Here is a 26,828-nt window from a genome sequence, read left to right on the forward strand (position 1 = left end):
CCCGCAGCGCCACACGACTTGCTCTAAGGATGTGAGCCAGAATGGAGAGGAAGAACGTCGATCCCATGCCGGTCGACCAGTTTCCTGAGCTCAACGAATTGCTGAGCCGACTGGGTCTGGGGAAGCTGACCGACGACGGTGTGTCCGCCTACCCAGGGCGCAACGACAACTGGGTCGGCACCACCTCGGCCGGTTCCGCCGTCTTCGCCAAGCGGCTGGTCGGCCAACCGCGGGACATCGCTCCGCGCCTGCGCCGCTCCCGGTCCTTCCACGCTCTGGTCGAACGCGCCAACGCGCCGGAGCTGCGCGCCCCGCGGCTGCTCGGGGCCGATGACGCGACCGGTCTGGAGGTCTTCGAGCATCTCAACGAGGGACGCTCCGGAGCCGAACTGGCCGCGGCGGACGCGTTCGACGACACGCTCGCCCACCGGGCCGGACGCCTGGTCGCGCTGCTGCACACGGCTCCCGTCGAGGCCATGGCACCCCAGCTCGACCGCTCCCTGCCCAAGTTCCCCAACGTCGAGCTGAACGCCGCCCTGCCGGTGGAGCTGTTTGTCTCCCTCACCGGCGCCGAACTCGACTTCTGGCGCATCATCCACCAGGATCCGCAGCTGGCGGGGGCACTGGCCCGGCTGCGGGACCACGAGCGTGCGGTGCCGGTCTGCCCCACCCACTGCGACCTGCGCCTGGACCAGTTCCTGTGCACCGGGGACGGCCTGTTCCTCACCGACGGAGAGGAGTTCCGCCTGGCGGATCCCGCACGGGATGTGGGGAGCTTCGCCGGGGAGTGGCTGCACCAGGCCATCACCTGGATCACCGAGGGCGAGGCCCCCGGCGAGGCGGACGAACGCTTCACCGGCGCGCTCACCCACCAGGAGATCATCGCGCGCGGCGTACACAGGCTGAACAGGCTCCGGCCCCGGGTGAGCGCCTTCTGGGTCGGCTACCGGTCGGTCTCCCCGGAGCACGACCCCGGGTTCACCGCCCGGGCGGCCGCCATGGCCGGCTGGCACCTCATCGACCGCGCCATGGCCGTGGCCGGGCACGGCGCCCGCCTGCCTGCCGTGTCACGTGCCGCGATGGGCATCGGACGCACCATCCTGCTCGCTCCGGAGAGGTACATCGAGACCCTGGGCCTCGGCGCCCTCGAACTGCGGGAGGCAGCATGACCGGAACCGTCCCCCTCGCCCCCCGGCTGGCCGCGTTGCTCGAACAGGTCGATGTCGCGGACAACGGCCTGCGCGCCGCCATCGGCGGCCGCACCGTGGAGGTGCCCGAGCCCGGCAAGCTGGCCGGCGCACTGTCCAGGCTGCTGTACGACCACGTGCACAGCGGCCGGCCCGAGCGCCCCGGACCGGCACCCCGAACGCTGCGCCACCCCCCGACCGAGCGGCTCATCGCCGCCGCCACCCCGCACCGCACCACGACCGTGCTCGCCGGGCCGCCCGCCGACGCCGACGCGGACGCGGACGCCGGCCGCGCCGACCCGCTGGTGCTGCTCCTCGACGGGGTCAAGGTGGCCGTGCCCCAGGAGCACTGCGCGCCCGAAGTCCCCATCACCACTGGACTGTTGAGCGTCCGGCTGCCGGCCATGCGCCCCAGGCTCTCGCCCGGCTTCTTCCTCGCCGACGGATCGCGCGGCCGACGGGCCGCCACCCCCGTGCTGCGGGTCTACGTCAACATTCAGCAGGTCCACGCCGCCCCGGCGGTCTGGGGCGCGGTACTGACCGTGCTGGAGGACGCCCACGCCGTCTACCGCGCCAAGGTCAGCTCGGCCCCCGACCTGTTCCCCCGCCGCGATGCCCTGGTGGTCTACCTGCCGCCGGAGTCCTGGGGGGCGGTGGCGACGGTGGCGTCGGCCGTCGCCGGCCTGCCCGGCGTTGGCACCGACACCTCGCCGTTCACCCACCAACTGGCCCCCGGCGTCAGCATCGCCTGGGAGCCGGAGGACCGCCGACCGGGCCAGGCGGGCATGAGCTTCGGCGAACATCGCGCGTCGGCCGTGGCGGAAGGACTGGCGGCCGAGGCGGCCGTGACACGGACTTCCGGCGTCCGGGGCGAGCTCAGCCGCGAGCGGGCGGTCGCCAAGGCCCTCACGGACGCCGGCATCGACCCCGGGCAGCCGGCCCGCAACACCGGCTCGCCCGACATCCCCGAACTGGGCGCGGCCTGATGCACGGCGCCCACCACGGCCCCCGAGCTGCCGCGCCGGACGACCAGTGCACCCCGACGGCCCTGCGCCCGCCCCCCTGCGGTGTCCAACGGCTGCTGTACGTCGGAACCGGCGCCCTGAGCGTCGCCCACGCCCCGTTCTGGCTCAACTGGCTCCGGATGAGCTACCCCTCGCTGGACGTGCGGACGGTGCTCACTCGCAGCGCCGAACGGTTCGTCACCCCCGGCGCGCTGGCGCCGATCGCCCGCCAGGAGGTACTGCGCGACGCCTGGCCAGACGGCCCCGTGGTCCATGCCCCGCACGTGGAGTTCACCGAGTGGGCGCAGGCCGTCGTCGTCCACCCCGCCAGCATGCACTTCCTGGCCAGGCTGGCGCAGGGCCTGGCCGACACCCCGGTGCTGCTCGCGCTCCAGTGCGCGACGGTCCCCGTCGCCCTGGCCCCGTCCCTCCCCCCGGGCGGGCTGGCGTCACCGGCCTACCGCCGGCACTTGGCGGCGCTGGCCGAGCGGCCCAACATGGCGATAGTGCCTCCCGTCCCGGGGCTGAGCACCACCACCGGCCGGACGGACGCCGCGGTCGCCGCTCCGCTGGGTGAGCTGATGGCCGCCCTGGAACGGTTGCGCGCCGCGCCGGACGGCGCCGCCGGGACAGCGGAGGCCCCCCGATGACCCGCGCCGGATGGGAGGGCGTTCGGCTGGGCACCGGCTTCCTGCTCACCAGGATCGAGTCCGACACGGACGGCTGGTACCGCTGGTCCCGCTCGCCGGGCCCGCTGCGTCCGACCCCGTTCACGCCCGCCCCATCGGCCCTGCGCTCCGCCCTCGACGGACTGCCGGCCCTACCGGTGCGGCCGGTGCTCGGCCGCCCGGTGGACGACCGCCGCGACTACCGCGCGCCGCAGGCTCATGCGGTCGCCGCCGAGCTCTCCGGCGCCGCCGGGCCGTTCGGGCCCTTGTCCGGCGAGCGCCGACAGCAGCTGTGGCACCTGTTCGCCGGGGCCGGGGAGCTGCTGCGCCGACTGCACGCCGAGGTCCCGCGCCCGGCGATGGCCGGCCCGCCGTGCGGCACCGAGAGGCTCGCGTCCTGGCTGCGCACGGGAGAGGGCCCCGGCACCGCCCCCCGGCTGCACGCCGCGACCGTCGAACGGCTGGGGCAGCGGAGGCTGCGGCGGGCCCTGGACTGGTGCCGGGCCCTCGCCGCTCCCGCGCCGGACGCGGTGTTCCTGGCCGGCGGCGCCACCACCGGGTCCCTGGTGCCCGGCGCTCGGGCCAGACCCGGCGCCCTGCTCATAGGAGAGGAGCTCGCCCGCGGCCCCGCCGAGTACGACGTCGGCTGGCTGCTGGGCGAGCTGGCCGAGTTGCGCCTGCTGGCCCTGGCCAGAACCGGGGACGACCAGTCCGTTTCCGCCTGCGAGGAGGCCGCCCGGCACCTGCTGCGCGGCTACGGCGGCGACCATCTCGACCCGGTGCCGCTGGGCCGGGTTGCGGCGCTGCGGGTTCTCACCCACGCCCACGACTACGCCGCCTATGTGGCATGGACGGCGGAACTCTCCGACTACCTCGACGTCATCGCCGCACTCCTCGACGCAGAGGGCGCGCCGGCCGTGCCCGCCGCCGTCCCGCAGCACCCGGCTCACCCACCGCTCTGAGGAGACCCGATGGCACCCGCACATGCGCACTACGACCAGAAGCTCGCCAGCGTCTACGACCAGATGTACCCGATCCAGGCGGACACCGACCAGGCGGTCGCCTACCTGGCCGGGCTGCTCCCGCCGACGGGCAGGCTGCTGGAACTGGGTGTGGGCACCGGGCGGGTCGCGGTGCCGCTGGCCGAGCACGGCTTCCATGTCCATGGCATCGACGACTCCGAGGCCATGCTCGCCAAGCTGCGCGAACGCGACCCCAAAGGCCTGGTCACCAGCCGACTCGGAGACTTCACCGCGACCGGCACCGGAGAGCGGTTCGACGTGGTGACGCTCCTGATGAACACGTTATTCGCGGCAGTGACCAAGGAGCAGCAGATCACCTGCCTGCGCAACGCCAGGAAGCAGCTCGCCCCGGGCGGGAGGTTCGTCCTTCAGGCGTTCGACCCGGCGCTCTACCACACCATGTCCCGGCCCGACCTGTCCGTCCGCTACCTCGGCGAGACGGCGATCATGCTGGACACCCTCGTCATCGACCGCTCCCAACAGATCATGGTGGGCGTCCACACCATCCTCGACGGCGGCCCGCCGCAGACCCGACGGCACATGCTGCGCTACGCCTTCCCGTTCGAGATCGACCTGCTGGCGGAACTCGCGGGACTGCGCCTGGTCAGCCGGATGGGGGACTGGGCCGGGGGAGCCTACACCTCGGCCAGCACCGGCCACATCTCCGTCTACGAACGGGCCGGGGAACGCGATGCCGGCACGCGCCCCGAGGACGCCGCCGGACCAGGCGAAGCGGACTGCACCGCGGTCCGCCCCCTGTAACTCGGCTGCCGACACCTGGCAGCCGGATTCCCACACCGGAAAGGAACAAGGAAATGACTCACACGGCAGACCTCATGGCGGGATACACCGCCTACACCTCAGCGGCGGAGCTCGGCGCCGCGGTGGACGAAGCGCCGGCCTACACCCCGACGCTCAGCATTACCGGAACCTGCATGACGCCCATTCTCACCCTCGTCAACGGCTGCTGATCGCCGCTAAACGTGCTCCCCGCGCCACTCTCCCGGTCGCCCGCGACCGGCACGTGATCACCACCACCGGTACCGGCGTGCCCACGGCGATGGACGCTTACGCGGTGGGCGTCGCCGCCTGGCGGCTGGGCGCGGGCCGCGCCCGCAAGGATGACGCCGTCCGGGCCGGCACGGGCGTCGAGCCCCGCGCCAAGCCCGGCGACACGGTGGCGGCGGGCCAGCGGCTGCTGACCCTGCCCACGGACACCCCGGAGCGGTTCGACTACGCGATCGAGGCCCTCGCCGGCGCCGTCGAGATCGCCCCCGAGGGCACGGAGTTCACCCCGACCCCGATCGCTCTGGACCGCATCGCCTGACCTCCCGGGCGTGCACCGGGCCCCCGCGACGCTCATCGCCGCGGGGGCCTTCGGCTTCCCGGACACCGGCTTCGCCGCCGCCTCGTCAGCCCCGCTCGGACCAGACGTAGTCGAACTTGAAGGTGACGGGGTTGTATGCACACGGCTTGTCGATGTCGTGGTCCTCGGCATAGCCGCGCTGGCTGTCCAGACAGCTTTCCATCGAGTAGTTGGTTTGCGTGTGGAGGTGATTGCCCCGTCCGGCCGCCTCCTGCCAGGCGAAGATGTACTGCCGGAACGTGTCGAGATGGCAGGTCTGCTTGATGATGTGGCCCTGCGCCACATGATTTTGCAGAGCGGCCTTGCAATCGGCCTCATTGTTGTAGGCCAACTGCCAGTGGGTGTCATAGGCGGCCGCGGCGCGCGGCGCCTGCGATGCGCCGGCCGGGGCCGCGCCGACGGTGAGTCCTCCGAGCAGGAGGGCGCCGACGATCGCGGCGCCCCGCTTGGTCCCCTTCATGGATTCTCCCGAGAGTTCACAAGTACTGATTATCGGGTCAGGAATTGCGTCGCCGACATTAACAGGGAAAGGGGAATGAGTCGGGGCTGGTATTCGGCCAACCTGCTGCAAACAATGTGAATTGGAAGTTTTTTGTGCGGGGTTTACCGCGGCGGATTTCTTCGGTGGGGGAGAGGATCGCCGGGGCAGGCGGAGCCGCCGCAGACCGACGCCTTGTTCTAGCGGCGCCGGTTGAGTACAGCCCGCATCACTGGTTGGGTGCGCGCGAGAAGGGCAGACGGCGCCTCTCTCCGTGAAGTCTCACGGGCCGGTTCGGTGATCCTTTACCAGGCCCCGACTGGATCCGGCCGGGCGCGCGACTTCAGCCTCAGCGGGGCCCCGGCCGACGGCCGACCCCAACTGGTCGACCTCGGCATGCCGTCTTCACCGACCCACCCGCGACTCCCACACCCCAGGAGAGTCCCCGCATGCACCCGATGCGCCTGATCTCGTTCGGCTGCCTGCACCTCCCCACGGGCCCGGGCGGCAGGCCGATCCCGCCGGCCGCTGACCGCGTCGAGGGTGAGACCACCGGAGCCGGTGGCGGTCGACGGGCCTGGTCCGCGGCCCGGAATCGCGGTTGTCGACCAGATCACTCCGTTTCGGTCAGGCACTCGGCGAGCAGGTCGACGACGTCGTGCCAGGCTCGCTGCGCGTGCCGTGGGTGGTAGCCGACGCCGGGGACCACGGGGTGGTCGACCGGCGGGTGGTGGAAGGCGTGCAAGGCGCCGCCGTAGACCACCAGGCGCCAGTCGACGCCCGCGGCCTGCATCTCGGCGGTGAACGCGCCCCGTTGCGCGGGCGGCATGATCGGGTCTTCCGACCCGACCCCGGCCCACACCGGGCAGCGAATGCGCGCCGCCTCGCCTGGTCGGCCCGTGGTCAGCGCGTTGACTGTCCCGATCGCGCGCAGGTTGACGCCGTCGCGCCCGAGTTCCAGCCCGACGGCGCCCCCGGTGCCGTAGCCGACGGCGGCGATCCGGTCGGGGTCGGTCCGCGGCTCGGCGCGCAACACATCGAGCGCCGCATGACCGATGCCCCGCATCCGGTCGGGGCTGGCGAGCAGCGGCATACAACGGGCCAGCATCTCCTCGGGGTCACCCAAATAGCGCCCGCCGTGAAGGTCGAAGGCCAGCGCTACGTATCCCAGCTCGGCGAGAGCATCGGCCCTGCGGCGCTCGACGTCGCTGAGCCCCATGCCCTCTGGCCCGAGCAGCACCGCGGGCCGGCGATCGACTCCGGCCGGGAGTGCGAGGTGCCCGGTCATCGTCAGACCGTCGGCCGGGTACTCGACCGTGCGCGTCGTAATCGTCGTCATGCGACTGGACAGTAGTGATCGTCGAGTCCGGTCGGGCCGCTGTTCTGCCGCTGGCAGAACAGCGTGGGTGTTCCTCTGAAATGCGGCGATGGCTCACGATCCGCCACAAACCCCGTTCCCGCGGCAGCGGTTTCGGATCACCTGCCCTGGCCACGGTGCTGGAGGTGGACCTGCCGGTCTTCCGCCGGGGCATACCCCGCCCCGGACGAGCAGCCATCGGATGCGCCTTCGCTCGCTAGCGGCGGGGGACGGCCTGCTGGCCGCGGACGAGCTGGACGAGCGCCTGGAAGCTGCCCTGTCGGCGCGGACCTGAAGCGCGCTGACCGTGCTGACCGCTGACCTGTCGGCCGTGTCCGCATCAACCGGCACGGCCGCCCCGAAGAGACGTTCCGTGTCATGCTCGACGGCGCCTGCCGGCCCCGAGGTGGTCATCGGCGAGTCACTTACCGCGGCGACGCGGGCTGGGCCGCGCCGGGCATAATTGTCTTCCGGATCTGCGACGGGCTGATCGTCGAGTCGCGGGAATATATCGACCACCGCAGGCTCGCTCGTGCCACCAACACGGTCGACGCCCTCTGCGCGCTGCGTCTAGCCTGCGCCTGGTGGAGTCTGCGCCGGATTGACCAGGTCAGAAGGCGGTGCGGCGCCGTGGTCGCAGATCTGAAGAGCGTGCCGGTGAGGTGGTGGATCTCCGGGATGGTCAGGTCGATCGGGTCGCTACTGCGGACCGGACGGCACGGGTCGGTGCTGCGATCGGGCTTCGTACTGACGGCGACGGCGGCGAGGAAGGCCAGCGTGAGCATGGCCAGGGTGATGTGCGGTGCCAGGAAGTCCAGTGGCTGACCTGGTAGCGGTCCAGGCCGACCTGGCCTTTTGCGGGGTTCTGACCGTAGACCTCGTCGCCGGTCGCCCACGAAGATGGACGGCATCCGCAGCCACGTCCTTGTCGTAGATGACGCACTCCACCTTGTCCGCGAAGACGCACACCGTGACGCGGGGTTCCTGGTCCAGTTCGTTCGATCGGCGGGTCGGGTATGCGATCTGCTGGAGTACAAGGGCAACGTGATTGATGTAGTTCTGGTCTCCGGACATGACCGCGCCCGCTCGTTTCTGACGCACGCGGTCCGTGAACGGGGCGATCGATTGCAGCAGCCGACACCGGACGGGCGCGACAGCGCCGGTCTCGTCCCCCGGGGCGGGAACGAGACCGACGGACATTCCGGCTATCGCGCAAGGGCGTCCAGCCCGGTCTGCAGGATCCCGGTCATCACGGCCACGGCTGTGTCCTCGTCGGCGCCGTCCGGCTCGAACGTGGCGTCCCAGGTGATCAGAGCACCCGCCGCGTCCGGGTTGTCGTGCACGGCGAGGACGGCTTCGTAGTCCCGTACGGGGACGGGCCCGCTCAGGAGCCGGTAGCGGCAGGAGCGGCCGGTCTGTTCGATGAGCTGCTCGACTGCCGTGCCACCGTCGGCCAGCGTCATGCGGCGGGCGTTGGCGTGCTCCGGGTCCGGGGTGGTGGCCGTCATCAGGGGCTGCCAGGTGTGGATGGAGTAGAAGTCGCTGATGCGGTCCCACACTTGGTCCGGGGTGGCCTCGGAGACCACCTTCAGGTGGAGCTGGGTCATGTCACACTCCCTTGGCGCGCTGGTCGCCTTGGCGGTAGAGCACCAGGTGCTCGTGGAAGAGAATGCCGTCCCGGACGTCGCCGGTGGCGGTGAAGCCCGTGTCGTCGCGGTAGTCGATGTGATTGCCGGTGACGGTGTAGCTGCCGGTGTAAGCGCTCTTGCGGTTGCCGCGGGCCTCGTCGTAGCGGCCGGTGGCAAGGAGCTCCTGACGGATGAATCCGTCCGCGGTCACCCACATCCCGACGTACGGATGCGGAGGGTGGGGCATGGCGTTGCTCGTCATGGCTCCAGGGTCGGCCCGGTGGCGAGGGCCAACCAGGCCGCGCTCTCCCCGGGGGCGGGCTTCCTGGGTGCCGCGCACCCAGTGTTCCCGACGGTCCGCTGCCACCGGACAGCCTGGGTGTGGTTCTCCCAGGAAACCTTTGGCCTTCCTGCTCCTGGACCCGACGGGCAGACTCGATTTCACCGGCGGACGATCCGCCGGTGAATGAAACCCTTCTCAGGAAAGAGTCTTTTCATGGCTACGTGGTTTGTGACCGGTGCTTCCCGGGGGCTTGGCGCGGAAATCGCCCGGACCGCGGTCGCAGGCGGGGATAATGTCGTGGTCGCGGTCCGTAATCCGGACCGGATCCCGGAGGACCTCAAGAACGCGGCCAATGTTCTGGCCGTCGCGCTGGACGTGACCGACAATGACAGCATTCCGGGTGCTGTGCGGGCCGCTGTGGACCGTTTCGGCGGTATCGATGTTCTGGTGAACAATGCCGGACGTGGTCTGCTGGGTGCGCTGGAAGAGATCTCCGATGCCGAGGCCCGTTCGCTGTTCGACCTGAATGTCTTCGGTCTGATCAACGTGACCCGTTCTGTGCTGCCGGTGATGCGCAGGCAGGGTTCGGGCAAGCTGGTCCATATCGGTTCCCGTTCCGGTTTCGAGGGTGAGCCGGGGGTGAGCATGTATTCGGCCTCGAAGTTCGCCGTGGCGGGCGTCAGCGAGGCGCTGTCGGTGGAGATGGCCCCGTTCGGTATCCAGTCGATGGTGGTCGAGCCGGGTGTGTTCCGTACCGATTTCCTCGACGGCAGTTCCCTGTCGGTGGCGGCCCAGCGGATCAGCGACTACGACGGTACTCCCGCCCACGTGACCTTGGACTGGATCGACCAGGCCAACCACGCTCAGCTGGGCGACCCCGTCAAGGGCGCCGCCTTGATCGTGGAGGTCGTGGGTGGCGAGAAGCTGCCGACCCACCTCTACCTGGGCCGCGACACTCTCGAGCGCCTGGAGGTCAAGGTCCAGCGGATCCAGGACGACCTCGCCCCCTGGCGTGAGAAGTCCGCCGCCACCGCCCACGACGACGCCGCCTGAGCCCATCCCGCACCAGGTCGACTGTCTCCAGTCCGCCGACATCGCCGAGACGGTCGCCTTCATGGCCGCCGTCCCCCGCCACGTCAACCTCACCCCCCTGTTCCTCGCTGCCCCACGCCGACGTTTCCTCCTTGCCTGGGTGTGATGGGGCTACCCTCGGCCCTTACCCGTGACACTGTCCCGGACCGAGAATGCCGTGGGTCGAAACAGGGACCGGATCAGATTCCTCACCCGTGCCCGAATTCATGTCTCGGCAGCAGCCCCGTAACTCATACAGGGAAAGCACGCTACGTGACCAGTCATCGCCTTGTGCACCTCGCCGAAAGTCTGGAGACCGCTCGTGCTGACACCTTCTTCGGACGTGTCGAAGAGTTAAACGCGGTTCGAGCCGCCTTGGGCGCCGGGGAAACGGCTCCGTCGGTCTTCTTCTTCCACGGTCCCGGCGGAATCGGGAAGACGGCACTGCTTCAGCGCATCGGTGCGGAAGCGCGGCTGCGCAAGCGCACGGTCTACCAGGTGAGGGGATGCCCGGGCGGGACGACGAATGCGTCGTTGGCCCAGGCACAAGCGATAGCGGACGATCCCGGCGGTCTGCTCCTCGTCGATGGCGTCGAGAGATACCCGAAGATCGAGGAGTGGCTGGCCGAAGGAATTCTCCCGCGGCTGCCTGTCGGTGCCGTCGCGGTCATCGCCGCTCGGCTTCCGCCCGCGTCGGCCTGGCACCTGGACCTCGGCTGGAGCCGGGCTCTTGTGGTACGCCGTCTGGGACCCTTGCTCCCCGGAGAGGCCGCCCGGTGTCTCCAGAGTGCCGGGGTGCCGACCGCATGGCACGAGGACGTGCTCGGTTTCGCTCGCGGCTACCCGCTCGCTCTCGGCCTTGCGGCAGCCGCCGTACGAGAGGGACAACACAGTCGAGGCTGGCAGCTGACGCCGCCGCTGGCCCGGCAGTTGATGGATCTCATCGTCGGAGAACTGCCCTCGCCGACGCACCGCCAGGCACTGGAGGTGTGCGCCCATGCGCGGACGACGGACGAGAGCCTGCTGCGGGCCGTCCTTCCTGAGAACGCGTCCAGAGCCTTTGACTGGCTTCGAAGGCTCCCGTACGTGGAGTCGGGAGCGAATGGTGTCTATCCGTGGGAGTTGATACGGGAGGTCATCGACTCCGATCACCGCTGGCGTGATCGGACGGGATACGAGACGGCGCATGGAAAAATACGCCGCCATCTGGTCGAACAGGCCCGGGACGCGACTACTACGGCCGTCATCCCGGCCACCCTCGCCCTGACGTACCTGCATCGCCACAACGGGTTCGTATCCCGTTTCATCACCTGGAAAAGCCCGGACGGAGTGCATGAGGACACCTACCGCCCGAGCGATCGCGGAGCGGTACTGAGCCTGATCGAAGTGGCCGAGGGAGCGGAATCGGCCCACATCGCGGCCTTCTGGCTGGACCGGCAGCCCACCGCGTTCCGCGTCTACCGCAGGGACGGGGAAGCGGTCGCCGTGGCCGGGTGGCTGAGGCTGAGCCTCCCACTGGACGAAGAGGTGGCCCGGGACCCGATGACGGCCGCGTGCTGGCGGCACGCCAGGTCTCGGCGGCCTCTTCGCTCGGGCGAGCATCTCGCCATCGCCAGGTACATGGTGGACCCCGACGCCTACCAGCGTCCCTCGCCGATCATGGACCTGATGATCCACCGGATCCTCGCGGAATTCATCCACGGGGAGAAACTCGCCTGGTCTTTCGTCGTCATGGCCGAGAGTCCCTTCTGGCAGCGCCTGATGACCTACATCGATCAGCGCCCGCTGGTACAGCCGGTGAGCGTCGGGGAACACCACTACACCGTGTACGCCCACGACTGGCGGACGGTCTCGGTGCAGCGATGGCTGGAGGTGAGCGGGCTCGTCGAGCTGGCGGAGCCGGTCGCCCAGCCTGCCGCCGTGGCGGAATCAGCGCCGGGGCCGTTGGCTGTGCTGACCCGAGAGCAGTTCGGGCTGGCGGTGCGGGAGGCCCTCAACGCCTGGCATCGCAGGGGTGACCTCGCCGACAACCCCCTCACGAGGAGTCGGCTCGTCTCCGGGCATCCGGAGAACGACCCGGTGGCAGCGGTTCGGGAAGTGATCACCGATGCCGTCGACGCTCTGGGTGCCGATCCGGACGCGGCAGCCTGGCACCGGGCCGTGGCCGCGACGTTCATGCGTGGAGCCACCACGAGAGAAGCACGCGCTCGGCGGCTCGGCGTCTCGCTGAGCACGTACCGCCGTCACCTCGCGCGCGGTATGGAACGGCTCACCGAAGACCTCTGGAACCAGGAACTCCACGGCGCTGACCCGCGGCGTGAACCGGTTGTGAACCGGATGCGACCTGGTGGCTGAGCGCGAGGTTGTTGAAACCTGGCTCACACGGCCGAACTGCGGCGCCCAGCACTCGCTGAGAGGCTCCCCTCACCCCTCACCCCTCACCCCTCACCCCTCACGGCAAGGAATCGGAGCGACTCCGCCAGGTGATGGAGGGGGTGAGAGCCGGGTGTGGACGTGCGATCCCACCAGCAGGCAGGGCGTCGTCGGAACGCCACATGGCCGGTTACGGACGTCCCATAGACGTGGAGAATCAATGAACGGTGTGCGCAGGAAGACCTCGGTTCTGGCCGGCGCGACAACCGCCGCCATACTTCTGATCACCCTCCTGGTCGCGATCCCGTCCCTATGGCGTGGTGATATCGGCCTCGGCGTGGGGACCATGGTGGGAGGGTTATGGGTGACGATCATCGCCCGCGGCATTCTCCGGGAAGAACGTGCCGATGGCGGTGACGACACGGGGGAGTGATGGCACTCCGGCAGGTCGCTGACGCCGGTCAGCGCTCTGCCGGAGTGAAACGGACCGGGAGCCGCACGGGTCCGCGCGTGATGCCGGTGGGCAGCCACTCCACCTCGTGGGCCGGGTCGGCCCAGCGCAGGTCGGGCAACCGGGCGAGCAAGGCCTGAAGCGCTATGGCCCCCTCCAGCCGGGCGAGAGGAGCACCGATGCAGTGGTGGATCCCATGGCCGAAGGACAGGTGCCGGGGCGACGCTCGCCCCACGTCCAGCCGATCGGGGTCGCCTCCCGGCTCCACCGGCGCGTCCCGTCCCGCTGACGCGAGAGCGACGACGACGGTGTCTCCCGCTTTGACGGTCTGGCCGCCGAGCGTGAAGGTTGCGGTGGTGAAACGCGCGGGGGTCGTCTCCACGGAGGCGTCGAACCGCAGGAACTCCTCCACGGCTCCGGGAACGAGCTCCGGCCGCGCTCGCAGCGCGCACGCCTGGTCGGGATGGCGCAGCAGCGCGACCACGGCGTTGCCGAGCAGGTTGACCGTGGTCTCGTGCCCCGCCACGACCAGGATGACGGTCGTGCCGAGCAGTTCGGCTTCGGAGAGCCGGCCACCGTCCTGGTCACGGACCGCGATGAGCCGCGAGAGCAGATCGTTGGCCGGGCTTTGCCGCTTGACCTCCAGGAGGTCCCCCAGGTAGGCGTTGAGCGCGAGCAGACTCGACCGCTGCGGCGCCGAGGGGTTACCCATGGCCGTGCGGGTCCAGGCTTGCAGATCGGCTTGTCGCTGCGCGGGGACGCCGAGCAGCTCGCATATGACCGCCATGGGCAGGGGCCCGGTGTACGAGGCCACCAGGTCGGCCTCCCCGCGGTCAGCGATGGCGTCGATCAGCTCGTGTGCCAGCTCCTCGATCCTCGGAGCGAGCCTCTCCGTGGCCCCGGACGTGAAGGCGCCGGCGACCAGACGGCGCAGCCGGGTGTGTTCCGGCGGATCGGCCATCAGTATGTTGCCGCCGAAGCCGGTACCGGCCAGCAGGATCTCCCGGCCCGCGGCCCGCATGGCCTCCGCGTACGGTTCGGGGTTCTTGCTGAGCTTCGGATGAGCGAGCGCTTCGCGGGCGAGGTCGTACCCCACCACGAGCCAGCTCACCGAGGAGTCGGCCAGACGTACCCGGTGAATGGGCGCGAGGGAACGCAACCGCGCGTAGCGCTCGTGCGCGTGCGCTTTGAATTCAGGGGTGCCCACGGGGACGGGGTCCTGAGCGGGGTCGATGAGATGGCGCGTGGTCATGACACGACCCTCGGCCGGGGACGCGCTCAGCCACCAGAGCGTTTGGGGGTCAGGTGCGGGTCAGCGCACCGAGCATCACCTAGGAGGGAGCATCGGCGGCGGGCCCCCTCCAGCGGGTGACCTCCGTGACCAGGGAGCCGGTCCATCGCCGAAGGACGGTCTCCCCGTGGGCCGGGTCGGCGTCGGTGGGGTCGCCGAGCACGCCGTTCGGACTGACGGCGGCGACCCCATGGGCCCGAAGGCGGCCTATGAGGCCGGAGAGCGGCTGGGTGTTGCCCGGCTCCGCCAGTTCGGGCACGACGTCCTCGGGGTGGAGCCGGAGCATGACCGAGGTTTCGGTGTGTCCGGCGTGGCTGTCGTCGCCAGGGTCGGAGGAGGGGGCCCAGGCCAGTACTCGCCGACCCTCGGCGTGGAGGGTGCGGGCGGCTGCCCGCAGGGGCTGGTGATTGCCGCCGTGGGCGTTGACGAGGACGACGCCGTGGAAGTGGTCGGCGGAGCGGACGAGTTCGACGAGAAGGAGTTCGAGGGCGTCATGGCGGATGGACAACGTGCGGGGAAACCCGGCGTGCTCCCCGCTGGAGCCGTAGGGGATGGCGGGTGCCACCACGATGTCCGTCACCCGTGTCGCGAGGCGTCGGCACAGTTCGGCGGCGATGGCCGTATCGGTGTCGAGTGGGAGATGGGATCCGTGCTGTTCGGTCGCGCCGATCGGAACGGCCAGCACCAGATCTTCGCCGCGCCCGGCGAATTGCGGGGAGCGCATGCCGCCGAGGTTCATGGGGTGCGTCCTGGCCAGTTGGTGAGACGTGGCAGCAGCGGGGTCATGACACGGTGACGGAGACAACCGGTCCACACACCGGCGCCGTAGGCGAGGTCGTCGGCGATGCGGAGCGCGGTCCAACGCGCCGGGTCGAGTTCGTGGCCGTGCGAACACCCCTCGGCGGTATGAGGTAGACACGGTCGGCTCCGTCGAGAGCGGCGGCGTGGGTCGCGTGGTCGTACCAGTCGAAGGCGACCGGCTCGGCGCCGGGGACCGGGGTGGCGTGCCGGCTGGCGGCTTTGACGCGGTAACCGGTGGCGGTCAGCTGCGCGACGGTGCGGCTACCGGTGGCGCCAGTGGCGCCGATGACCAAAGTGGTGCCGGTGGTCATCGGTCGCTCCCGGTGAAGTCGGTGCCGGGTTCGAGGACGGCGAGGGGGTTCCAGTAGTCGCGGTAGGAGGCGATGCGCCCGTCCTTGACCGTGACGACGGCGATGTAGGTCATGTCGAAGGGGCGGTCGGTCTCCACCAGACGGCCCACGCCACGCATCTCGACCACGGTGGTCTCCGGGTCGGTGGTCTGGTGGATCCGCAGATCCGGGAAGTCGTGCACATCGACGTGGTCGGGATAGTGGCGCATGTAGGCGGCGATCGCCTCCTTGCCGTCCAGGCGCGTGGGCCAGCCCTGGGGAGCGAAGGGGAACTCCATGACGCCGTCCTCGGCCCACAGGCCGACCCGGCCGTCGATGTTCTTGTCCAGCAGCAGCCTCAGGCCGTGGCGGTAGAGCTCCGCCGGAGAAGTCGGTGCAGACATGGGTGTCCTCCGTCTTGTAATATTCGGACCCGTGGTCCGCTTTGACGATACGGACCCCGGGTCCGTTTTGCAAATGGAGGAGCGGCATGCCCGAGCGCAAGCCTCGCAAGGACGCCACCCGTAACCGGGAGGCCGTCCTCGCGGCCGCCGATGCCCTCTTCGCCCGCCGGGAGAGTCCTGAGGACGTCACCATGGCCGATGTAGCGGCGGCGGCCGGAGTTGGTAAGGGCACCCTTTTCCGGGCCTTCGGTGATCGTGCCGCGCTGCTTCGCGCGCTGTACGAGGCGCGGCTCGAACCGATCAGGGAGGCCGTCGAAGCCGGTCCGCCGCCCTTGGGGCCCGGCACCCCGCCACAGGAGCGCGTGCCCGCCTTGCTCGACGCCTTGCTGTGCTTCAAACTCGACAACCGCCGCCTCGCGCTGGCTCTGGAGGAAAGCGGGAGCGGCACCCCGTACCGGGCGGAGCATTACCAGCGGTGGCACGGCCTGCTCCAGGCCGTACTGAGGCGGATCCCCGGCCTGACCGACAGCGACTTCATCGCCCACGCCCTGCTCGCCGCCACCCGAGCCGACCTCGTCGAGCACCTGGTCGAACAGGAGCGCGTGCCGCGCGAAAGAATGCGTGCGCACCTGGTGAACTTCGCCGCCAGAGTCCTGGCCACTCGCGCCGGCAGGGACTGACCGCCGAGCCCTGGAAGGGCTCGGCCACCGCGCCCGTGCAGGCAAGCGCGGTGGCCGACCGTCGGTCATCGCTGACGACATGCCGCACTCCGTGCTGCGGCCCCGAGCGCTCGGCGAGTTCGTCGAACGCGGCCCCGTGGGTGGCGCTGACGAGGGACGCTCGTCCGTGGTTGGCACTTCCTGGGCGCGCCGACATCCTGGGTACGGCGAACCTAGGAAATTCAGTGCCTTCTGTGTCCGCCGCGTCCGGCGCACCATGGAGGTGCTCCGCTCGGCACCTCACACAGAACCGGAAACCGTCATGACCCTTGAAAGCGGCCACCCATCACTCAGCCTCGGGCTGTACTGCCTACGAAGCGGCCGTGAAGGCGAACGCCGACATCAACGAGACCATGGCGGTGCGGACGCTCACACCCGAGGGCCTTGGCTACGTGGTCCCAACGGATCGCGTACGAGTGACAGGCTCGTGCGCCTGGTCCGTCGGCGCACGGTCACGGCGTCAGCCCGTGCGGGTCGCCACCGCGAACTTCGCCTCTTCCCTCGGCTTTAGTGATTTATTTAAAGCGTTCACCTTAAAATCGCCATAGCGCCTGGGGTCAGACGGCTGCCCGCCGTTCGGCATCTCTGGTCCACGTCAGTGCGCGCGACGAATCGGAGCGGCGCCGACCCGTGGACCATGCAAGCTCACTTATCGCAAACGCCTTGAAAGTCGATTCCGCCATCGGCGTGGCCGAGGTCCGAGCTCCTGTTATGTAGGCGATGTCAAAAATTAGGAAAAATGTGCGATTCAACGTTCTCGGCCCGCTCCAGGTGGTCAGTGATGGCGCTATCCTGCCGATGGGCGGTCCCAAGAAGCGCGCGGTTCTGGGGTACCTGCTGGTGCACGCGAACGAGGTGGTCGCGACCAGTCAGATGATCAAGGTGATCTGGCCTCAGGGAGCCCCGTCGACCGCGCGCAAGATGCTCCAGAACACCGTGTCATGGATCCGGAGCCTGCTCGCCGAGCACGATCTCGCCACGTCCTGTGCGCTGTTGACCCACTCGCCCGGATACCTCCTGCGGGTGGACGAGAGCATGGTCGACCTGCTTCGTTTCGAGCGACTGACCCGGATCGGCCGTGAGGCGCTGGCCGACGGCCGGCGCGCCGAGGCCACCCGGACCCTGCGCGAGGCGCTCGATCTGTGGCGGGGCCCGGCGCTGGAGGATCTGACCGACACCGGCATCACCTGGCCTCGGCTGGTCGCACTCCAAGAAAAGCGGCTGACCACTCTGGAGGACTACCTGGAGGCGGAGATCGCCGTCGGCCATCACCACGAACAGGTGGCGGAGCTCGACCAGTTGGTCGCTGCGGAGCCGCACCGGGAGCGCGCCTGCCGGCTGTTGATGATCGCGCTCTACCGCTGCGGCAGGCAGGTCGACGCGCTCCGCGCCTACCAGCGGACTCGCAAGGTGTTGATGGACGACCTTGCCCTGGAACCCACCCGGGAGCTGCGCGAGCTGGAGACCCGCATTCTCGCCCATGACGTGTCCCTGCACCCGGCCGGCGAGCCCGAGTTGCGCCTGACGATCCCCGGCGCCGCGCACGTCCGTCCGGAACCGATGACCGTCGAGACCGTCCCGGACCGGGTGTCGGCCGCCCGCCGGGCCGGGGGCGAACCGGTCGCGCCGCCCCCCAGGCCGACCGCCTCGACCGGGGAGCGCAAGCTCGTCTCCATCCTCACCACGTCGTTCGACCTCGGCCACGAGGTGGACCCGGAGGACGTGGACGACCTGCTCGCCGACCTGGCTGCCGCGGTCCGCGCCGAGGCGGAGCTCGCCGGGGGCACCGTCGTGTGCTGTACCGGCTCCGCGGTCCAGGCGGTGTTCGGCGTCCCGCGCACCGGTGAACAGGACATGCTGACCGCGGTCCGTACCGCGCTGGTGGTGCGCGATCGCTTCGCTGCCCGGGAGGACGTCGGCCCCCTGACGGTCGCCGTGCGCTTGTCGGTCAACACCGAGGAGATCCTGATCAAAACGCACGGCGTGGCGCCGCTGGTGGTGAGCCCGGCGATCGACACCTGTCTGCGCCGGGTCTGGTCGCTGCTGCCGGACACGGTGTGGATCTGTGAGGCGACCCGGCGCAGCGGGGGCGCCGACCTCATCCACGACCCCGTCCCGTACTCCTCGCCTACCGGTCCGCCGCTGTGGCGCGCGACCGGGCTGCGCGGCGACCCGCCGTACCACGTCGACATCCCGCGGCCGCCGCTGGTCGACCGGGACCACGATCTGATGATCCTCCAGGAGCACCTCGACCTGGTGGTGCGGCGGGGGCGTGGGCGGATCCTGACCCTGGTCGGCGAGGCGGGCATGGGCAAGAGCCGTCTGGTGCTGGAACTCGCCCGGCTGATTCGGCGCAGCCCCGACCGGGCCAAGGTACTGCGGACCGGCACGGTGCACGGCCTGCGGACCGCCACCGCCGATCCGCTCACGGCCCTGGTCGCCTCCTGGGCCGGGCTGTCCCACGGCTGCACGCCTGAGGAGGCCGAGGCCGAGGTGACCGCCGCGGTGAGCGGACTGCTCGGCGAGGGTTCGGCGGCCCGGTCGCTGACCCGCGGCCTGCTCCCGCTGTTCGTCCCGGGCGGCCGGGTGCGCGGCGGGCCGGACGACGGCGCGGTGCACGCCGCCGTCGTGGACCTGCTCACCCAGATCGCCGGTGAACTCCCGGTGGTGCTCGTGGTGGAGGATCTGCACGCGGCCGACGACGACCTGTTGCGGTTCCTCGGCCTGCTCGCCGGGCGGGTCGCTGCCATCCCACTGCTGCTGATCTCCACGGCCCGGCCGCAGCTCGCCAGCCGCCGTGTGTGTTCCCGGGCATCCACCACGATGACGCTGGACCGGCTGACCGACGCCGCGGTCCGGGAGCTGTGGGCATCGGTGCTGCGGCGCGAGGAAGAGGGTGACGGCGCCGGTCTGACCCCGGAGTTGTTCGACCGGATCGGCGGCAACCCCATGTTCGCCATCGAGTTCGCCCGGCAGCGGCTGCACGAGCCGGATGGCGCCCCGGAGGGCCGGTTACCGGCCCGGATCTACCGGGTGGTCGCCGCGAGGCTCGACCGCCTCGAGCCCGAGGAGAAAGAGGTCCTGAAGGAGGCCACCCTGGTGTCCGGGCCCATCGTGCCGGACACCGTGGCCGCGCTCGGCTGCCGCACCGTGGAGGTGGTACGGGGCTGCCTGGACGAACTGACCCGGCGGCACCTGCTGGTGCGCGAGCTCGACGGGAGGGGCTACACCTTCGCGCATCCGGTGATCCGGGACGTGGCGCACGCCCAGTTACCGAAGGCCACCCGGTCCGGTGCCGACCGCCGGGCCGGGGCGCTCCGGGCCGGCTGATGGCGGGGCCGCCGGTTCCGGCCGCGCGGTGGTCGCGGGCTGTTCCCCGGGGCCGCCCCGGACCACCGGCGGCCGGCACCTGTACCCGTGGGCCCACCGACGGGTGGGGCCGGCCCACCGGGCGGCGGCATCTCAGTCGGTGAGCACCTTGACCGGGTCGCAGGACGCCCAGCACTCGGTGATCAGACCGTTCTCCACCTTGAGGATCTCGGTCAGGACCCGGGTGAACGTGGCGCCCTCCGGCCCGAGTTCGCCCGCTCCCGGACCCAGCTTGCCGATCACGCTCCAGTGCGTGGTGATGTACTCGTCCGTGATGATCGGCCCGACCAGGGCGGTGAACTTCGCCTCCTGGAAGACCGCGTTCACCGCGATCACCCACCGGCGGACCGACTGCGCGTCGTTGATGGCGTCGAGGTCGCGGTCGGACTCCAGGCACAGCTTGAACCCGGGCGAGATGATCTCATCCGTCAGGTCCAGCTGGTTGTACCAGAGGTTCGTCCACTTCTCCCACAGGGACAGGTGTGTGGCGGTCATACGGGTCCTCCCGAGAGTGATCGTTGCGGCGTCGCGGACAGCAGACCGCGACGCAGGTCGCCCACCAGTTCCGCCGCCGAGACACGGTCGGCGGCGGATCCGAAGACGTAGAAGTCCGGCCGCACCACCAGCGCGACCGCCGAGGACTCGGCCAGGAACGGCAGATACACCCCGTCGTCGTCGGCCACTTCGCCCTCGCCCACCGGTGTCCCGGCCGGCACCACCCGCACCAGGCGGGTCCCGATGTCGGCCAGGAACTCCCGGTCGGCGTCGTCCAGCAGCGCCGCCGGGTCCTGATCGGTCAGGAATACGAAGCCGCGCCCGGCCACGTCGTCGAAGCGTCCAGTGCCGGCGGTGCCGGTCACCCGGCCCTGCGGCATGTATGCGCCCGCGCCGGGGCCCGCCCCGGACAGCAGCCCCTCGTTCAGCGGCACCCCGCTGAGCTGCGGCGGCTTCTCGGCCTCCGGGTCGGCCGCCCGGGCCAGCAGCATGGTGTCGCGCACCGCGGCAGCTGCCGGATCCAGTTCGCACACCATCTTGCCCAGCTCGATCGCGTAGCCGATGAAGTGCCGTAGGTGGCCTGCGCGTTCGACCGCATAGCTCTCCAGCAGCGCCGGAGCGCCGCGGCCGCGCAGCACCAGGTCCAGCTTCCAGGTCAGGTTGGCCGCGTCCCGGATGCCGGCGCACATGCCCTGGCCGGCGAACGGGGGCATCAGATGCGCGGCGTCCCCGGCCAGCAGGATCCGGCCGCGCCGCCACTGGTCCACCCACTGCGCGCTGAAGGTGTACACCGAGTGCCGGTGCATGGTGGCGTTGTCCGGGGTTATGCCGTGCGCTTCCAGCAGCCGCCAGGCGGTCTCCGGCCGGTTCAGCTCCTCGATGCTCTCACCCGGCAGCCGCATGAATTCCCAACGGCGGTGTTCCAAGCCGCCGGAGACCACCGTGGTCGGCCGGGCCGGGTCGCAGATCTGGAGGTTGTTCGGCCGGAACTCGCGTGGCTCGTTCAGCACCAGGTCGCAGAGCAGCCAGTCGTAGAAGAACCCCAGGCCGGTCACCGTGGATCCGATGGCACGGCGCACCGCGCTGTTCGCGCCGTCGCAGCCCACTACCCAGGAGGCGGTGACCTGGCGCCGGCCGGCGGTGACCTCCACATGGTCATCCCGTTCGACGCAGTCGGTCACCTCCACGCCGCGCAGCAGCCGCAGGTTCGGCAGCCGCTCGGCCCTTTCCTGCAACACCCGCTCCAGCGCCGGCTGGTGGAAGACCACCGACCTCGGCCAGCCGGCCGAGCCGGGCGGGTCGCCGGCCAGCTCCAGGCGCATCAGCACCTGGCCGTCGGCGGTGTGGAACTCGTAGTCGACCGCCGGGTCCCCGACCTCGTGCAGCCGGTCCCCGATCCCGGCGGCCGCCAGGTACCGCGCGGTCTCCCCGTCGAAGTGCACCGCCCGCGGGAAGGGGTACGGCCGCTCGTAGCGCTCCAGCACGGTCACCCGCCAGCCCTCTTGGGCCAGCAGCGTCGCCGTCAGCTGGCCGACCGGGCCCCAGCCGACCACCAGCACGTCGCAGTCGGTTTTCACCGGAACGCCTCGATGTGGTCGGCGGCCCACTCCCGGTACGACCGCGGCGGTCGGCCCAGTACTTCCGCCACCGCACCGTCGACCCGCACCAGGCTCTCGTCGGTGTTGCGCAACATGGTCAGCATCGCGTCGGCGACCGCCGGCGGGTAGTGCAGTCGGTCCACCATCGCCGCCCGGGCCAGCGCCTCCGGCAGTTCCTCGAACGCCACCGGCTCGCCGAGCAGGTCGGCGAGCACGGTCACCTGCTCGGCGACCGTGATCACCTCGCCGCCGGTCAGCGTGTGCACACGAGACCGGTGCGGGGCCGGATCCGCCAGCACCCGGGCGGCCACCTCGCCCACGTCCCGGGGGTCCACCGCCGAGCTGCGGAAGTCCCCGCCGAAGGCCCGCACCACCCGCTCGGCGCGCACCGACGGCACCCACGGCAGCGTGTTGGACATGAACGTGCCGCCGCGCAGCACCGTCCAGTCCAGGCCGGAGCCCTGGACCACCGCCTCCGCCGCCAGGTTGACCTGCTTGATGGCGCTGTCCCGCGCGCTGCCGGCCCGGATCGAGGACAGCAGCGCCACATGCCGCACGCCCGCGTCGCGCACCGCGGCCACGATCGGCCCGGCCTGCGGGACCCCGGGCAGCACCAGGAGCAGGAACGCCCGCTCCACCCCGTCCAGCGCGGCGCCCAGCGAGCCGGGGTCCGCCAGGTCACCGGTGACGACGTCCACCGCCTTGGCCCAGCGTCGGGCGCCCTCGGGGTTCCGGGTGAGCACCCGGACCTTCTCTCCACGCTCCAGCAGCCGGTCGACGACCTCGCCGCCCACGGCCCCGGTAGCACCGGTCACCAAGATCACGGGATACAGCCTCCTGTCAGAAGACGGCGTCGATCAGCTCGGACGCCTGCTCTACGGTCAACCTCGGGTCGCACAGCGACAGGTAGCGCTCGGTCAGCGCGTTCTCCTCCTCGGGACGGCCGACGCACTCGGTCACCCGCTCCGCGGCCACCTCCAGGTGCAGCCCGCCGACATGCCGACCGGCCCGCTCCACCACCCGGCGGAATTCCCGGCTCTCCGCGATCAGGTCGGCCAGGTAACGGGTCTTCAGCCCGCCCGCCGCCCGCCGGGTGTTGCCGTGCATCGGATCGCTCAGCCACACGACCGGGTGGCCGGCCGACACCACCGCCCGCACCAGCGGCGGCAGCGCCTCCGCGACGGCGCCCCGGCCCATCCGGAAGATCAGGCTCAGCCGCCCCGGGACCCGGTCCGGGTCGAGCGCGGCGCACAGCCGCAGCAAGATGTCCGGGGTGGTCGACGGGCCGATCTTGCAGCCCACCGGGTTGCGCACCGAGGCCAGCAGAGCCACATGTGCGTGATCCAACTGCCGGGTGCGCTCGCCGATCCACGGGAAGTGGGTGGAGCCCAGCAGCGACCGGCCGGCCGCCGGGTCGTGCCGCACCAGGCCGGCCTCGTAGTCCAGCACCAGCGCCTCGTGGCTGCTCCATGGCCCCAGCCGCCCGCCGTCCGCCGCCGCCAGGCGCCGGGCGCGCAGGTCCCGCAAAATCTCCGTGCTCGCGTGGTACGCCCAGACCATCCGGCGCGGATCCGGCCGCCGGGCGAGCTCCGAGGCCGTCTCCAGGTTGACCATGTGACCGCGGAAGACCGGCAGCGTCACCCCGTCGACCGTCTCGACCGGCGCCGACCGCGGCTTGGCGTACTGCCCGGCGATCCGCCCGATCCGCAGCACCCACTGGCCGGTCCGCGCCGCCATCCGGTCGGCCAGCGCATCGAGCGCCGACGCCTTCGCGGCGGTGTGCCCGGCGCCGGACTCGTAGAAGCTCTCCGCGCAGTCACCGGCCTGCACCAGCCGGGCTTGGCCCCGCGCCACCTTCGCCAGGCCCCAGCCCAGGGTGGCCACCTCGGTGTGCGTCACCAGCGGCGCGGCGCCACGCAGCCGGCCGAGCGCGGCGGCGTGCGCGGGGTGCGCGTCCCACTCCGGCTGTTGCTCGGCCGGCAGCGACTCCCACGCCGACGGCAGCGGTGCGCCCATCATGCGGACGTCGCGATGTCGTGGTGGAGCAGCGCGGGCAGGTCCTCGCGGTGCTTCACGCCCAGCTTCCGGTACACCTTCGTCAGGTGCTGCTCGACCGTGCTCTCGGTGACGAACAGCTTCTCCGCGATGGCTCGGTTGGTGTAGCCGGCCGAGGCCAGCGTCGCCACCCGCCGCTCGGCCCGGCTGAGGAAGGTCAGCGCGGTGTCCTCCAACGCGCCGGTGCCGTCCACCTCGTGCTCGGCCATGCCCGGGAACAGCTCCCGGCACAGCGGCTCGGCCTGGCAACTGCGCGCCACGTGCCAGGCCCGGCGGGCCGTCTGCCGGGCCCGCCGCTGCTCGCCGGACGTGTGGTGCGCATGGCTGAGGTCGGCCAGCGCCCGCGCCAATTCGTAACGGTCCCCGGCGCCCTCCAGGATCTCCACCGCGTCCCCCAGCAGATCGGTGCGCTGCCGCTCGCTCCCGCACGCCGCCAGCAGCCGCAGCGCTTGGCCCCGGACCCGGCCGAAGTCGGTTCCCACCCAGGCCAGCTGTTCGTTCAACAGCCGTCTGGCCTGTTCCCGGTTGCCCTGGCGCAGCCAGGTCTCGGCCGCGCCGGTGCGCCACGGCACCAGGCCCGGGGTGTCCAGCGCCCAGGAGCGCATCAGCTCGCCGCAGGCGAAGAAGTCGGCCAGGGCGGCGGCGTGGTTGTCGCACACAAGGTGGTAGTGGCCACGCGCGTACAGGTAGTGCAGTCCGTACCGGCTCTCGAACATTGACGCCGGGACCGGAACCCGCAGATATTCGGCGGCGATCGGCAACTGTCCGGTCCGGGAGGCGGCCAGGATCAGCGAGCTCAGAGGCAGGCCGGCGGCCGTGCCCCAGGCCGGCGCGGACACCTCCTCCAGCGCGGCCCGCGCCCGTTCGACGGCCGCCGCCAGGTCGCCGCGCCGGACCGCGATCTCCGCCGACACCGCGGACAGCTCGGCCCGGGACATCGGCACCCGCGCGGTCCACGGGTCCTGGCGCCACGCCTCGCACCAGCGGGCCGCCCGCTCGGTCCGGTCGGCGTACACCTCCGGCATCAGGCACAGCAGCGCGGACTCGCCGGTCCACACCGTGCCCCGCTGCACACTCGCCTTGTGCAGCAACTGCTCGGCCCGTTCGGTGGCCTCCTCGTACCGCCCGTGGATCAGCACATCCGCCAGCACCGCGGAGAACCGCTGCCACGGCGCGGACCGGTCCGCAGGCCCCTCGGCCGTCGGCCGGCCCCGCAGCACCGGCCGGCGTCGGCGCGCCGGCCGCGGGTGGGTGCACATCAGCCACAGCTCGAACGCGCGCAGCCGGGCGTCGGTGTCGGCCGGGTCGTCGTCCGGCGCGGCCCGCAGCCGCTCGACGAGCGCGGCGGCCTCCTCGGGACGGCCCTGCCACAGCAGTTGCCGGCACACCTCGATGGTGTCACCGGGCGTCAGCAGGCCGGCTCGGGCGTCCCCGGCCAGCTGGTCCAGATGTCGGACCGTGGCGCGGGGGTCGGAGCGCCACTCCACCTGAGCCAGCCGGACGCGGATCGCGGCCCGCTCCCGGCCGTCCCCGGCACCGCGCAGCGCCTGCTCCAGGCAGTCCACGGCCACCGCGAACCGCTGCTCCAGCAGATGGCTCTCGGCCGCGTCCAGCAGTACCCGGGTGGCCGGGATCCCATCGGCGCCCTCGCCCGCGATGATGTGCGCGGCGACCGCGGTGGCCGGCTCGCCCCGTTCCTGTAACAGCCGGGCCGCGGCGCGGTGCAGCGCCACGCGCTGCTGCGGTGGCAGATCGTCGAGCACCCCGGCCCGGCCGTTGGGGTGCGTGAAGTCCCCGTCGCTGAGCAGCCCGCCCGCCTCGAAGGCCCGGACGGTGTCGGCGACCACGTCCACGTTCACCCCGACCAGTCGGCTCAGCAACGCCTCCGAGGTGTAACCGCGCAGCACCGCCAGGCCCCGGACCACGGCCAGCCCGGCCGGTCCGCCGCGGCGCAGGCTGGTCAGCAGCGCCTGCCGATAGGAGCGGCCGGCCATGTTCCGGCCGGTCCGCCAGTCGTCCAACAGGGCGTGCAGCAGCAGCGGGTTGCCGCCGCTGGCGCTGAAGAACGCCGGCGCCAGCCGGTGCGTGGCCGACGGCCCGCAGCGCTGTCCGATCAGCTCGGCGGCGCCCCGCTGCGACAGCCGGCCGACCGGGATCAGATCGCTGTGCGGGTACCGCAACAGCTCGGTCCTGGCCGCCGAGAAACCCGGGTGCGGGCCGATGTCGCTGGCCAGCACCACCAGCACCGGGGCCGGCCCGATCCGCCGGGCCAGCGAGAGCAGCCACAGCACCGACTCCGGGTCGGCGTGCTGCACATCGTCCACCGTGATCAGCGCCGGTGAACGGTTCACCAGGGCGAGCAGTTCCATGCACAGCCCGTGCAGCACTTGGGCGGTCAGTCGCTCGGCCGCCCCGGTGTCGGGGGTGGACGCGAGCCTGTCGATCAGTTTCGCGGCCCGGTCCCGGAACGCCGCCGGCAGCGTGGGCGCCAGGAACAGCTGGCTCACTACGCCCAGTGGCAGCGCCCGCTCGGCCGGCGAGCAGATCGCATGCAGCCGGAGCAGCGCCCCGTCGGCCCCGGGCCCGCCGTCCGCAGGGCGTCCGTGCGCCGACGCTCCGTTCTCCGGTGTGCCGTCCGTTGGTGTGCCGTCGGTGGGCGTGTCCGTACCGGGTCCGCGCCCGTCGGCGCGACGCGGACACGCTCCGTCGGCGGACCGGGCGAACGAATGCAGCAACTCCGTCTTACCGGTCGACGCCGCTCCCTCGATGAGGGCGATGCTCCCGGTCCCCGACGTGGCCTGACACAGCAGAGCGGTAAGGCGGGACAGTTGCTCATCCCTCTCCACCAACCTGGTCAAAGGTTCCTCCTGCAATCGAGC

24 protein-coding genes and 3 pseudogenes are annotated in these 26,828 nt (G+C 71.1%); 13 read left to right on the forward strand and 14 right to left on the reverse strand.

Features of this window, described 5'->3' with window-relative positions; all coding sequences use genetic code 11:
- Window positions 1-41: 41 nt before the first annotated feature.
- The 7 genes and pseudogenes from lxmK to LIV37_RS50715 all read left to right on the forward strand — a co-directional run.
- Window positions 42-1,169: a class V lanthionine synthetase subunit LxmK gene (lxmK, locus tag LIV37_RS50685; protein ID WP_020874823.1), complete on the forward strand. Its 1,128-nt coding sequence runs from the start codon at window positions 42-44 to the stop codon at window positions 1,167-1,169.
- The gene (locus LIV37_RS50690) at window positions 1,166-2,173 is read left to right on the forward strand and encodes a T3SS effector HopA1 family protein (protein WP_121826404.1); all 1,008 of its coding nucleotides are present in this window, start codon (window positions 1,166-1,168) and stop codon (window positions 2,171-2,173) included. Before lxmK ends, LIV37_RS50690 begins: the two co-directional genes overlap by 4 nt.
- Window positions 2,173-2,841, forward strand: coding sequence for a flavoprotein (locus LIV37_RS50695; RefSeq protein WP_020874825.1), 669 nt, complete (start codon window positions 2,173-2,175; stop codon window positions 2,839-2,841). The genes LIV37_RS50690 and LIV37_RS50695 overlap by 1 nt, the downstream gene beginning before the upstream one ends.
- Entirely contained in the window at window positions 2,838-3,821 is a 984-nt protein-coding gene (locus LIV37_RS50700; RefSeq protein ID WP_020874826.1) for a hypothetical protein, read from the forward strand. The genes LIV37_RS50695 and LIV37_RS50700 overlap by 4 nt, the downstream gene beginning before the upstream one ends.
- Before the next feature lie 9 nt (window positions 3,822-3,830).
- Window positions 3,831-4,643, forward strand: a complete 813-nt coding sequence (locus tag LIV37_RS50705; protein ID WP_020874827.1) for a class I SAM-dependent methyltransferase — start codon at window positions 3,831-3,833, stop codon at window positions 4,641-4,643.
- Window positions 4,644-4,696: 53 nt separating this feature from the next.
- The gene (locus tag LIV37_RS50710) at window positions 4,697-4,852 is read left to right on the forward strand and encodes an LxmA leader domain family RiPP (protein ID WP_020874828.1); all 156 of its coding nucleotides are present in this window, start codon (window positions 4,697-4,699) and stop codon (window positions 4,850-4,852) included.
- A 17-nt stretch (window positions 4,853-4,869) separates the two neighbouring features.
- Window positions 4,870-5,208: pseudogene (locus LIV37_RS50715) on the forward strand (thymidine phosphorylase); the annotation flags it as partial.
- A gap of 85 nt (window positions 5,209-5,293) precedes the next feature.
- Here the strand turns inward: LIV37_RS50715 and LIV37_RS50720 are convergent.
- Both LIV37_RS50720 and LIV37_RS50725 read right to left on the reverse strand, forming a co-directional pair.
- Window positions 5,294-5,707, reverse strand: a complete 414-nt coding sequence (locus LIV37_RS50720; protein ID WP_020874830.1) for a hypothetical protein — start codon at window positions 5,705-5,707, stop codon at window positions 5,294-5,296.
- Between the two features lie 631 nt (window positions 5,708-6,338).
- On the reverse strand, window positions 6,339-7,064 hold the full coding sequence (locus tag LIV37_RS50725; RefSeq protein ID WP_020874831.1) for a dienelactone hydrolase family protein: 726 nt from the start codon (window positions 7,062-7,064) through the stop codon (window positions 6,339-6,341).
- Window positions 7,065-7,460: 396 nt separating this feature from the next.
- Between LIV37_RS50725 and LIV37_RS50730 the strand changes: the two genes are divergently transcribed.
- Window positions 7,461-7,907: a nuclear transport factor 2-like protein gene (locus LIV37_RS50730; protein WP_121826401.1), complete on the forward strand. Its 447-nt coding sequence runs from the start codon at window positions 7,461-7,463 to the stop codon at window positions 7,905-7,907.
- Window positions 7,908-7,981: 74 nt separating this feature from the next.
- Here the strand turns inward: LIV37_RS50730 and LIV37_RS50735 are convergent.
- From LIV37_RS50735 to LIV37_RS50745, 3 genes and pseudogenes are all read right to left on the reverse strand, one after another.
- Window positions 7,982-8,156 (reverse strand): annotated as a pseudogene (locus tag LIV37_RS50735) (VWA domain-containing protein); the annotation flags it as partial.
- A 131-nt stretch (window positions 8,157-8,287) separates the two neighbouring features.
- Window positions 8,288-8,689 carry an SRPBCC family protein gene (locus LIV37_RS50740; protein WP_020874834.1) on the reverse strand — a complete coding sequence of 134 codons (402 nt, stop codon included), beginning with the start codon at window positions 8,687-8,689 and terminating at the stop codon, window positions 8,288-8,290.
- Window position 8,690: 1 nt separating this feature from the next.
- Window positions 8,691-8,972 carry an Atu4866 domain-containing protein gene (locus LIV37_RS50745; protein ID WP_020874835.1) on the reverse strand — a complete coding sequence of 94 codons (282 nt, stop codon included), beginning with the start codon at window positions 8,970-8,972 and terminating at the stop codon, window positions 8,691-8,693.
- A 234-nt stretch (window positions 8,973-9,206) separates the two neighbouring features.
- Here LIV37_RS50745 and LIV37_RS50750 point away from each other — a divergent pair, with 234 nt between their 5' ends.
- The 3 genes from LIV37_RS50750 (at window position 9,207) to LIV37_RS50760 (ending at window position 12,870) form a co-directional block, all read left to right on the forward strand.
- Window positions 9,207-10,046, forward strand: a complete 840-nt coding sequence (locus LIV37_RS50750) for an SDR family NAD(P)-dependent oxidoreductase (protein ID WP_121826400.1) — start codon at window positions 9,207-9,209, stop codon at window positions 10,044-10,046.
- Between the two features lie 291 nt (window positions 10,047-10,337).
- A complete protein-coding gene (locus tag LIV37_RS50755; RefSeq protein WP_148717912.1) occupies window positions 10,338-12,419 on the forward strand; it encodes a P-loop NTPase family protein in 2,082 nt (693 codons plus the stop codon).
- A gap of 238 nt (window positions 12,420-12,657) precedes the next feature.
- On the forward strand, window positions 12,658-12,870 hold the full coding sequence (locus LIV37_RS50760) for a hypothetical protein (protein ID WP_121826397.1): 213 nt from the start codon (window positions 12,658-12,660) through the stop codon (window positions 12,868-12,870).
- Window positions 12,871-12,898: 28 nt separating this feature from the next.
- Here LIV37_RS50760 and LIV37_RS50765 read toward each other — a convergent pair whose 3' ends face one another.
- The 4 genes and pseudogenes from LIV37_RS50765 to LIV37_RS50780 all read right to left on the reverse strand — a co-directional run bounded on the left by LIV37_RS50765 (window position 12,899) and on the right by LIV37_RS50780 (window position 15,713).
- A complete protein-coding gene (locus tag LIV37_RS50765; RefSeq protein WP_020874839.1) occupies window positions 12,899-14,140 on the reverse strand; it encodes a cytochrome P450 family protein in 1,242 nt (413 codons plus the stop codon).
- A gap of 79 nt (window positions 14,141-14,219) precedes the next feature.
- Window positions 14,220-14,903 (reverse strand): mycofactocin biosynthesis peptidyl-dipeptidase MftE, encoded by a 684-nt coding sequence (mftE, locus tag LIV37_RS50770; protein ID WP_202979684.1) that lies wholly within the window; start codon window positions 14,901-14,903, stop codon window positions 14,220-14,222.
- Between the two features lie 169 nt (window positions 14,904-15,072).
- Window positions 15,073-15,291 (reverse strand): annotated as a pseudogene (locus tag LIV37_RS50775) (SDR family oxidoreductase); the annotation flags it as partial.
- Window positions 15,288-15,713: a nuclear transport factor 2 family protein gene (locus LIV37_RS50780; protein WP_020874842.1), complete on the reverse strand. Its 426-nt coding sequence runs from the start codon at window positions 15,711-15,713 to the stop codon at window positions 15,288-15,290. The pseudogene LIV37_RS50775 and the gene LIV37_RS50780, both read right to left, overlap by 4 nt.
- Before the next feature lie 86 nt (window positions 15,714-15,799).
- On the opposite strand from LIV37_RS50780, the gene LIV37_RS50785 reads away from it, so the two are divergent.
- Together LIV37_RS50785 and LIV37_RS50790 are read left to right on the forward strand one after the other, a co-directional pair.
- Window positions 15,800-16,393: a TetR/AcrR family transcriptional regulator gene (locus tag LIV37_RS50785; protein ID WP_020874843.1), complete on the forward strand. Its 594-nt coding sequence runs from the start codon at window positions 15,800-15,802 to the stop codon at window positions 16,391-16,393.
- A gap of 780 nt (window positions 16,394-17,173) precedes the next feature.
- Window positions 17,174-19,762: an ATP-binding protein gene (locus LIV37_RS50790; protein ID WP_020874844.1), complete on the forward strand. Its 2,589-nt coding sequence runs from the start codon at window positions 17,174-17,176 to the stop codon at window positions 19,760-19,762.
- Window positions 19,763-19,894: 132 nt separating this feature from the next.
- On the opposite strand, the gene LIV37_RS50795 is transcribed toward LIV37_RS50790, so the two are convergent.
- Genes LIV37_RS50795 through LIV37_RS50815 form a run of 5 tightly spaced genes read right to left on the reverse strand, consistent with a single transcriptional unit; the run spans window position 19,895 to window position 26,807 of the window.
- On the reverse strand, window positions 19,895-20,296 hold the full coding sequence (locus LIV37_RS50795; protein WP_020874845.1) for a hypothetical protein: 402 nt from the start codon (window positions 20,294-20,296) through the stop codon (window positions 19,895-19,897).
- Complete coding sequence (gene mhpA, locus LIV37_RS50800; RefSeq protein WP_020874846.1) at window positions 20,293-21,873, reverse strand: bifunctional 3-(3-hydroxy-phenyl)propionate/3-hydroxycinnamic acid hydroxylase MhpA; 1,581 nt, start codon at window positions 21,871-21,873, stop codon at window positions 20,293-20,295. The genes LIV37_RS50795 and mhpA overlap by 4 nt, the downstream gene beginning before the upstream one ends.
- On the reverse strand, window positions 21,870-22,718 hold the full coding sequence (locus LIV37_RS50805) for an NAD(P)H-binding protein (RefSeq protein ID WP_020874847.1): 849 nt from the start codon (window positions 22,716-22,718) through the stop codon (window positions 21,870-21,872). The genes mhpA and LIV37_RS50805 overlap by 4 nt, the downstream gene beginning before the upstream one ends.
- A gap of 16 nt (window positions 22,719-22,734) precedes the next feature.
- Window positions 22,735-23,913, reverse strand: a complete 1,179-nt coding sequence (locus LIV37_RS50810) for a 3-deoxy-7-phosphoheptulonate synthase (RefSeq protein ID WP_121826394.1) — start codon at window positions 23,911-23,913, stop codon at window positions 22,735-22,737.
- Window positions 23,910-26,807 (reverse strand): helix-turn-helix transcriptional regulator, encoded by a 2,898-nt coding sequence (locus tag LIV37_RS50815; protein WP_158634987.1) that lies wholly within the window; start codon window positions 26,805-26,807, stop codon window positions 23,910-23,912. The genes LIV37_RS50810 and LIV37_RS50815 overlap by 4 nt, the downstream gene beginning before the upstream one ends.
- Between the last annotated feature and the right edge of the window lie 21 nt (window positions 26,808-26,828).

This window comes from Streptomyces rapamycinicus NRRL 5491 (genome assembly GCF_024298965.1).
Classification (GTDB): Bacteria; Actinomycetota; Actinomycetes; order Streptomycetales; family Streptomycetaceae; genus Streptomyces; species Streptomyces rapamycinicus.

Coding starts and splice junctions, on each gene's coding strand:
- lxmK (WP_020874823.1), top strand. CDS start 42: ATGGAGAGGAAGAACGTCGATCCCATGCCGGTCGACCAGTTTCCTGAG.
- LIV37_RS50690 (WP_121826404.1), top strand. CDS start 1,166: ATGACCGGAACCGTCCCCCTCGCCCCCCGGCTGGCCGCGTTGCTCGAA.
- LIV37_RS50695 (WP_020874825.1), top strand. CDS start 2,173: ATGCACGGCGCCCACCACGGCCCCCGAGCTGCCGCGCCGGACGACCAG.
- LIV37_RS50700 (WP_020874826.1), top strand. CDS start 2,838: ATGACCCGCGCCGGATGGGAGGGCGTTCGGCTGGGCACCGGCTTCCTG.
- LIV37_RS50705 (WP_020874827.1), top strand. CDS start 3,831: ATGGCACCCGCACATGCGCACTACGACCAGAAGCTCGCCAGCGTCTAC.
- LIV37_RS50710 (WP_020874828.1), top strand. CDS start 4,697: ATGACTCACACGGCAGACCTCATGGCGGGATACACCGCCTACACCTCA.
- LIV37_RS50720 (WP_020874830.1), bottom strand. CDS start 5,707: ATGAAGGGGACCAAGCGGGGCGCCGCGATCGTCGGCGCCCTCCTGCTC.
- LIV37_RS50725 (WP_020874831.1), bottom strand. CDS start 7,064: ATGACGACGATTACGACGCGCACGGTCGAGTACCCGGCCGACGGTCTG.
- LIV37_RS50730 (WP_121826401.1), top strand. CDS start 7,461: ATGCTCGACGGCGCCTGCCGGCCCCGAGGTGGTCATCGGCGAGTCACT.
- LIV37_RS50740 (WP_020874834.1), bottom strand. CDS start 8,689: ATGACCCAGCTCCACCTGAAGGTGGTCTCCGAGGCCACCCCGGACCAA.
- LIV37_RS50745 (WP_020874835.1), bottom strand. CDS start 8,972: ATGACGAGCAACGCCATGCCCCACCCTCCGCATCCGTACGTCGGGATG.
- LIV37_RS50750 (WP_121826400.1), top strand. CDS start 9,207: ATGGCTACGTGGTTTGTGACCGGTGCTTCCCGGGGGCTTGGCGCGGAA.
- LIV37_RS50760 (WP_121826397.1), top strand. CDS start 12,658: ATGAACGGTGTGCGCAGGAAGACCTCGGTTCTGGCCGGCGCGACAACC.
- LIV37_RS50765 (WP_020874839.1), bottom strand. CDS start 14,140: ATGACCACGCGCCATCTCATCGACCCCGCTCAGGACCCCGTCCCCGTG.
- mftE (WP_202979684.1), bottom strand. CDS start 14,903: ATGCGCTCCCCGCAATTCGCCGGGCGCGGCGAAGATCTGGTGCTGGCC.
- LIV37_RS50780 (WP_020874842.1), bottom strand. CDS start 15,713: ATGTCTGCACCGACTTCTCCGGCGGAGCTCTACCGCCACGGCCTGAGG.
- LIV37_RS50785 (WP_020874843.1), top strand. CDS start 15,800: ATGCCCGAGCGCAAGCCTCGCAAGGACGCCACCCGTAACCGGGAGGCC.
- LIV37_RS50795 (WP_020874845.1), bottom strand. CDS start 20,296: ATGACCGCCACACACCTGTCCCTGTGGGAGAAGTGGACGAACCTCTGG.
- LIV37_RS50810 (WP_121826394.1), bottom strand. CDS start 23,913: ATGATGGGCGCACCGCTGCCGTCGGCGTGGGAGTCGCTGCCGGCCGAG.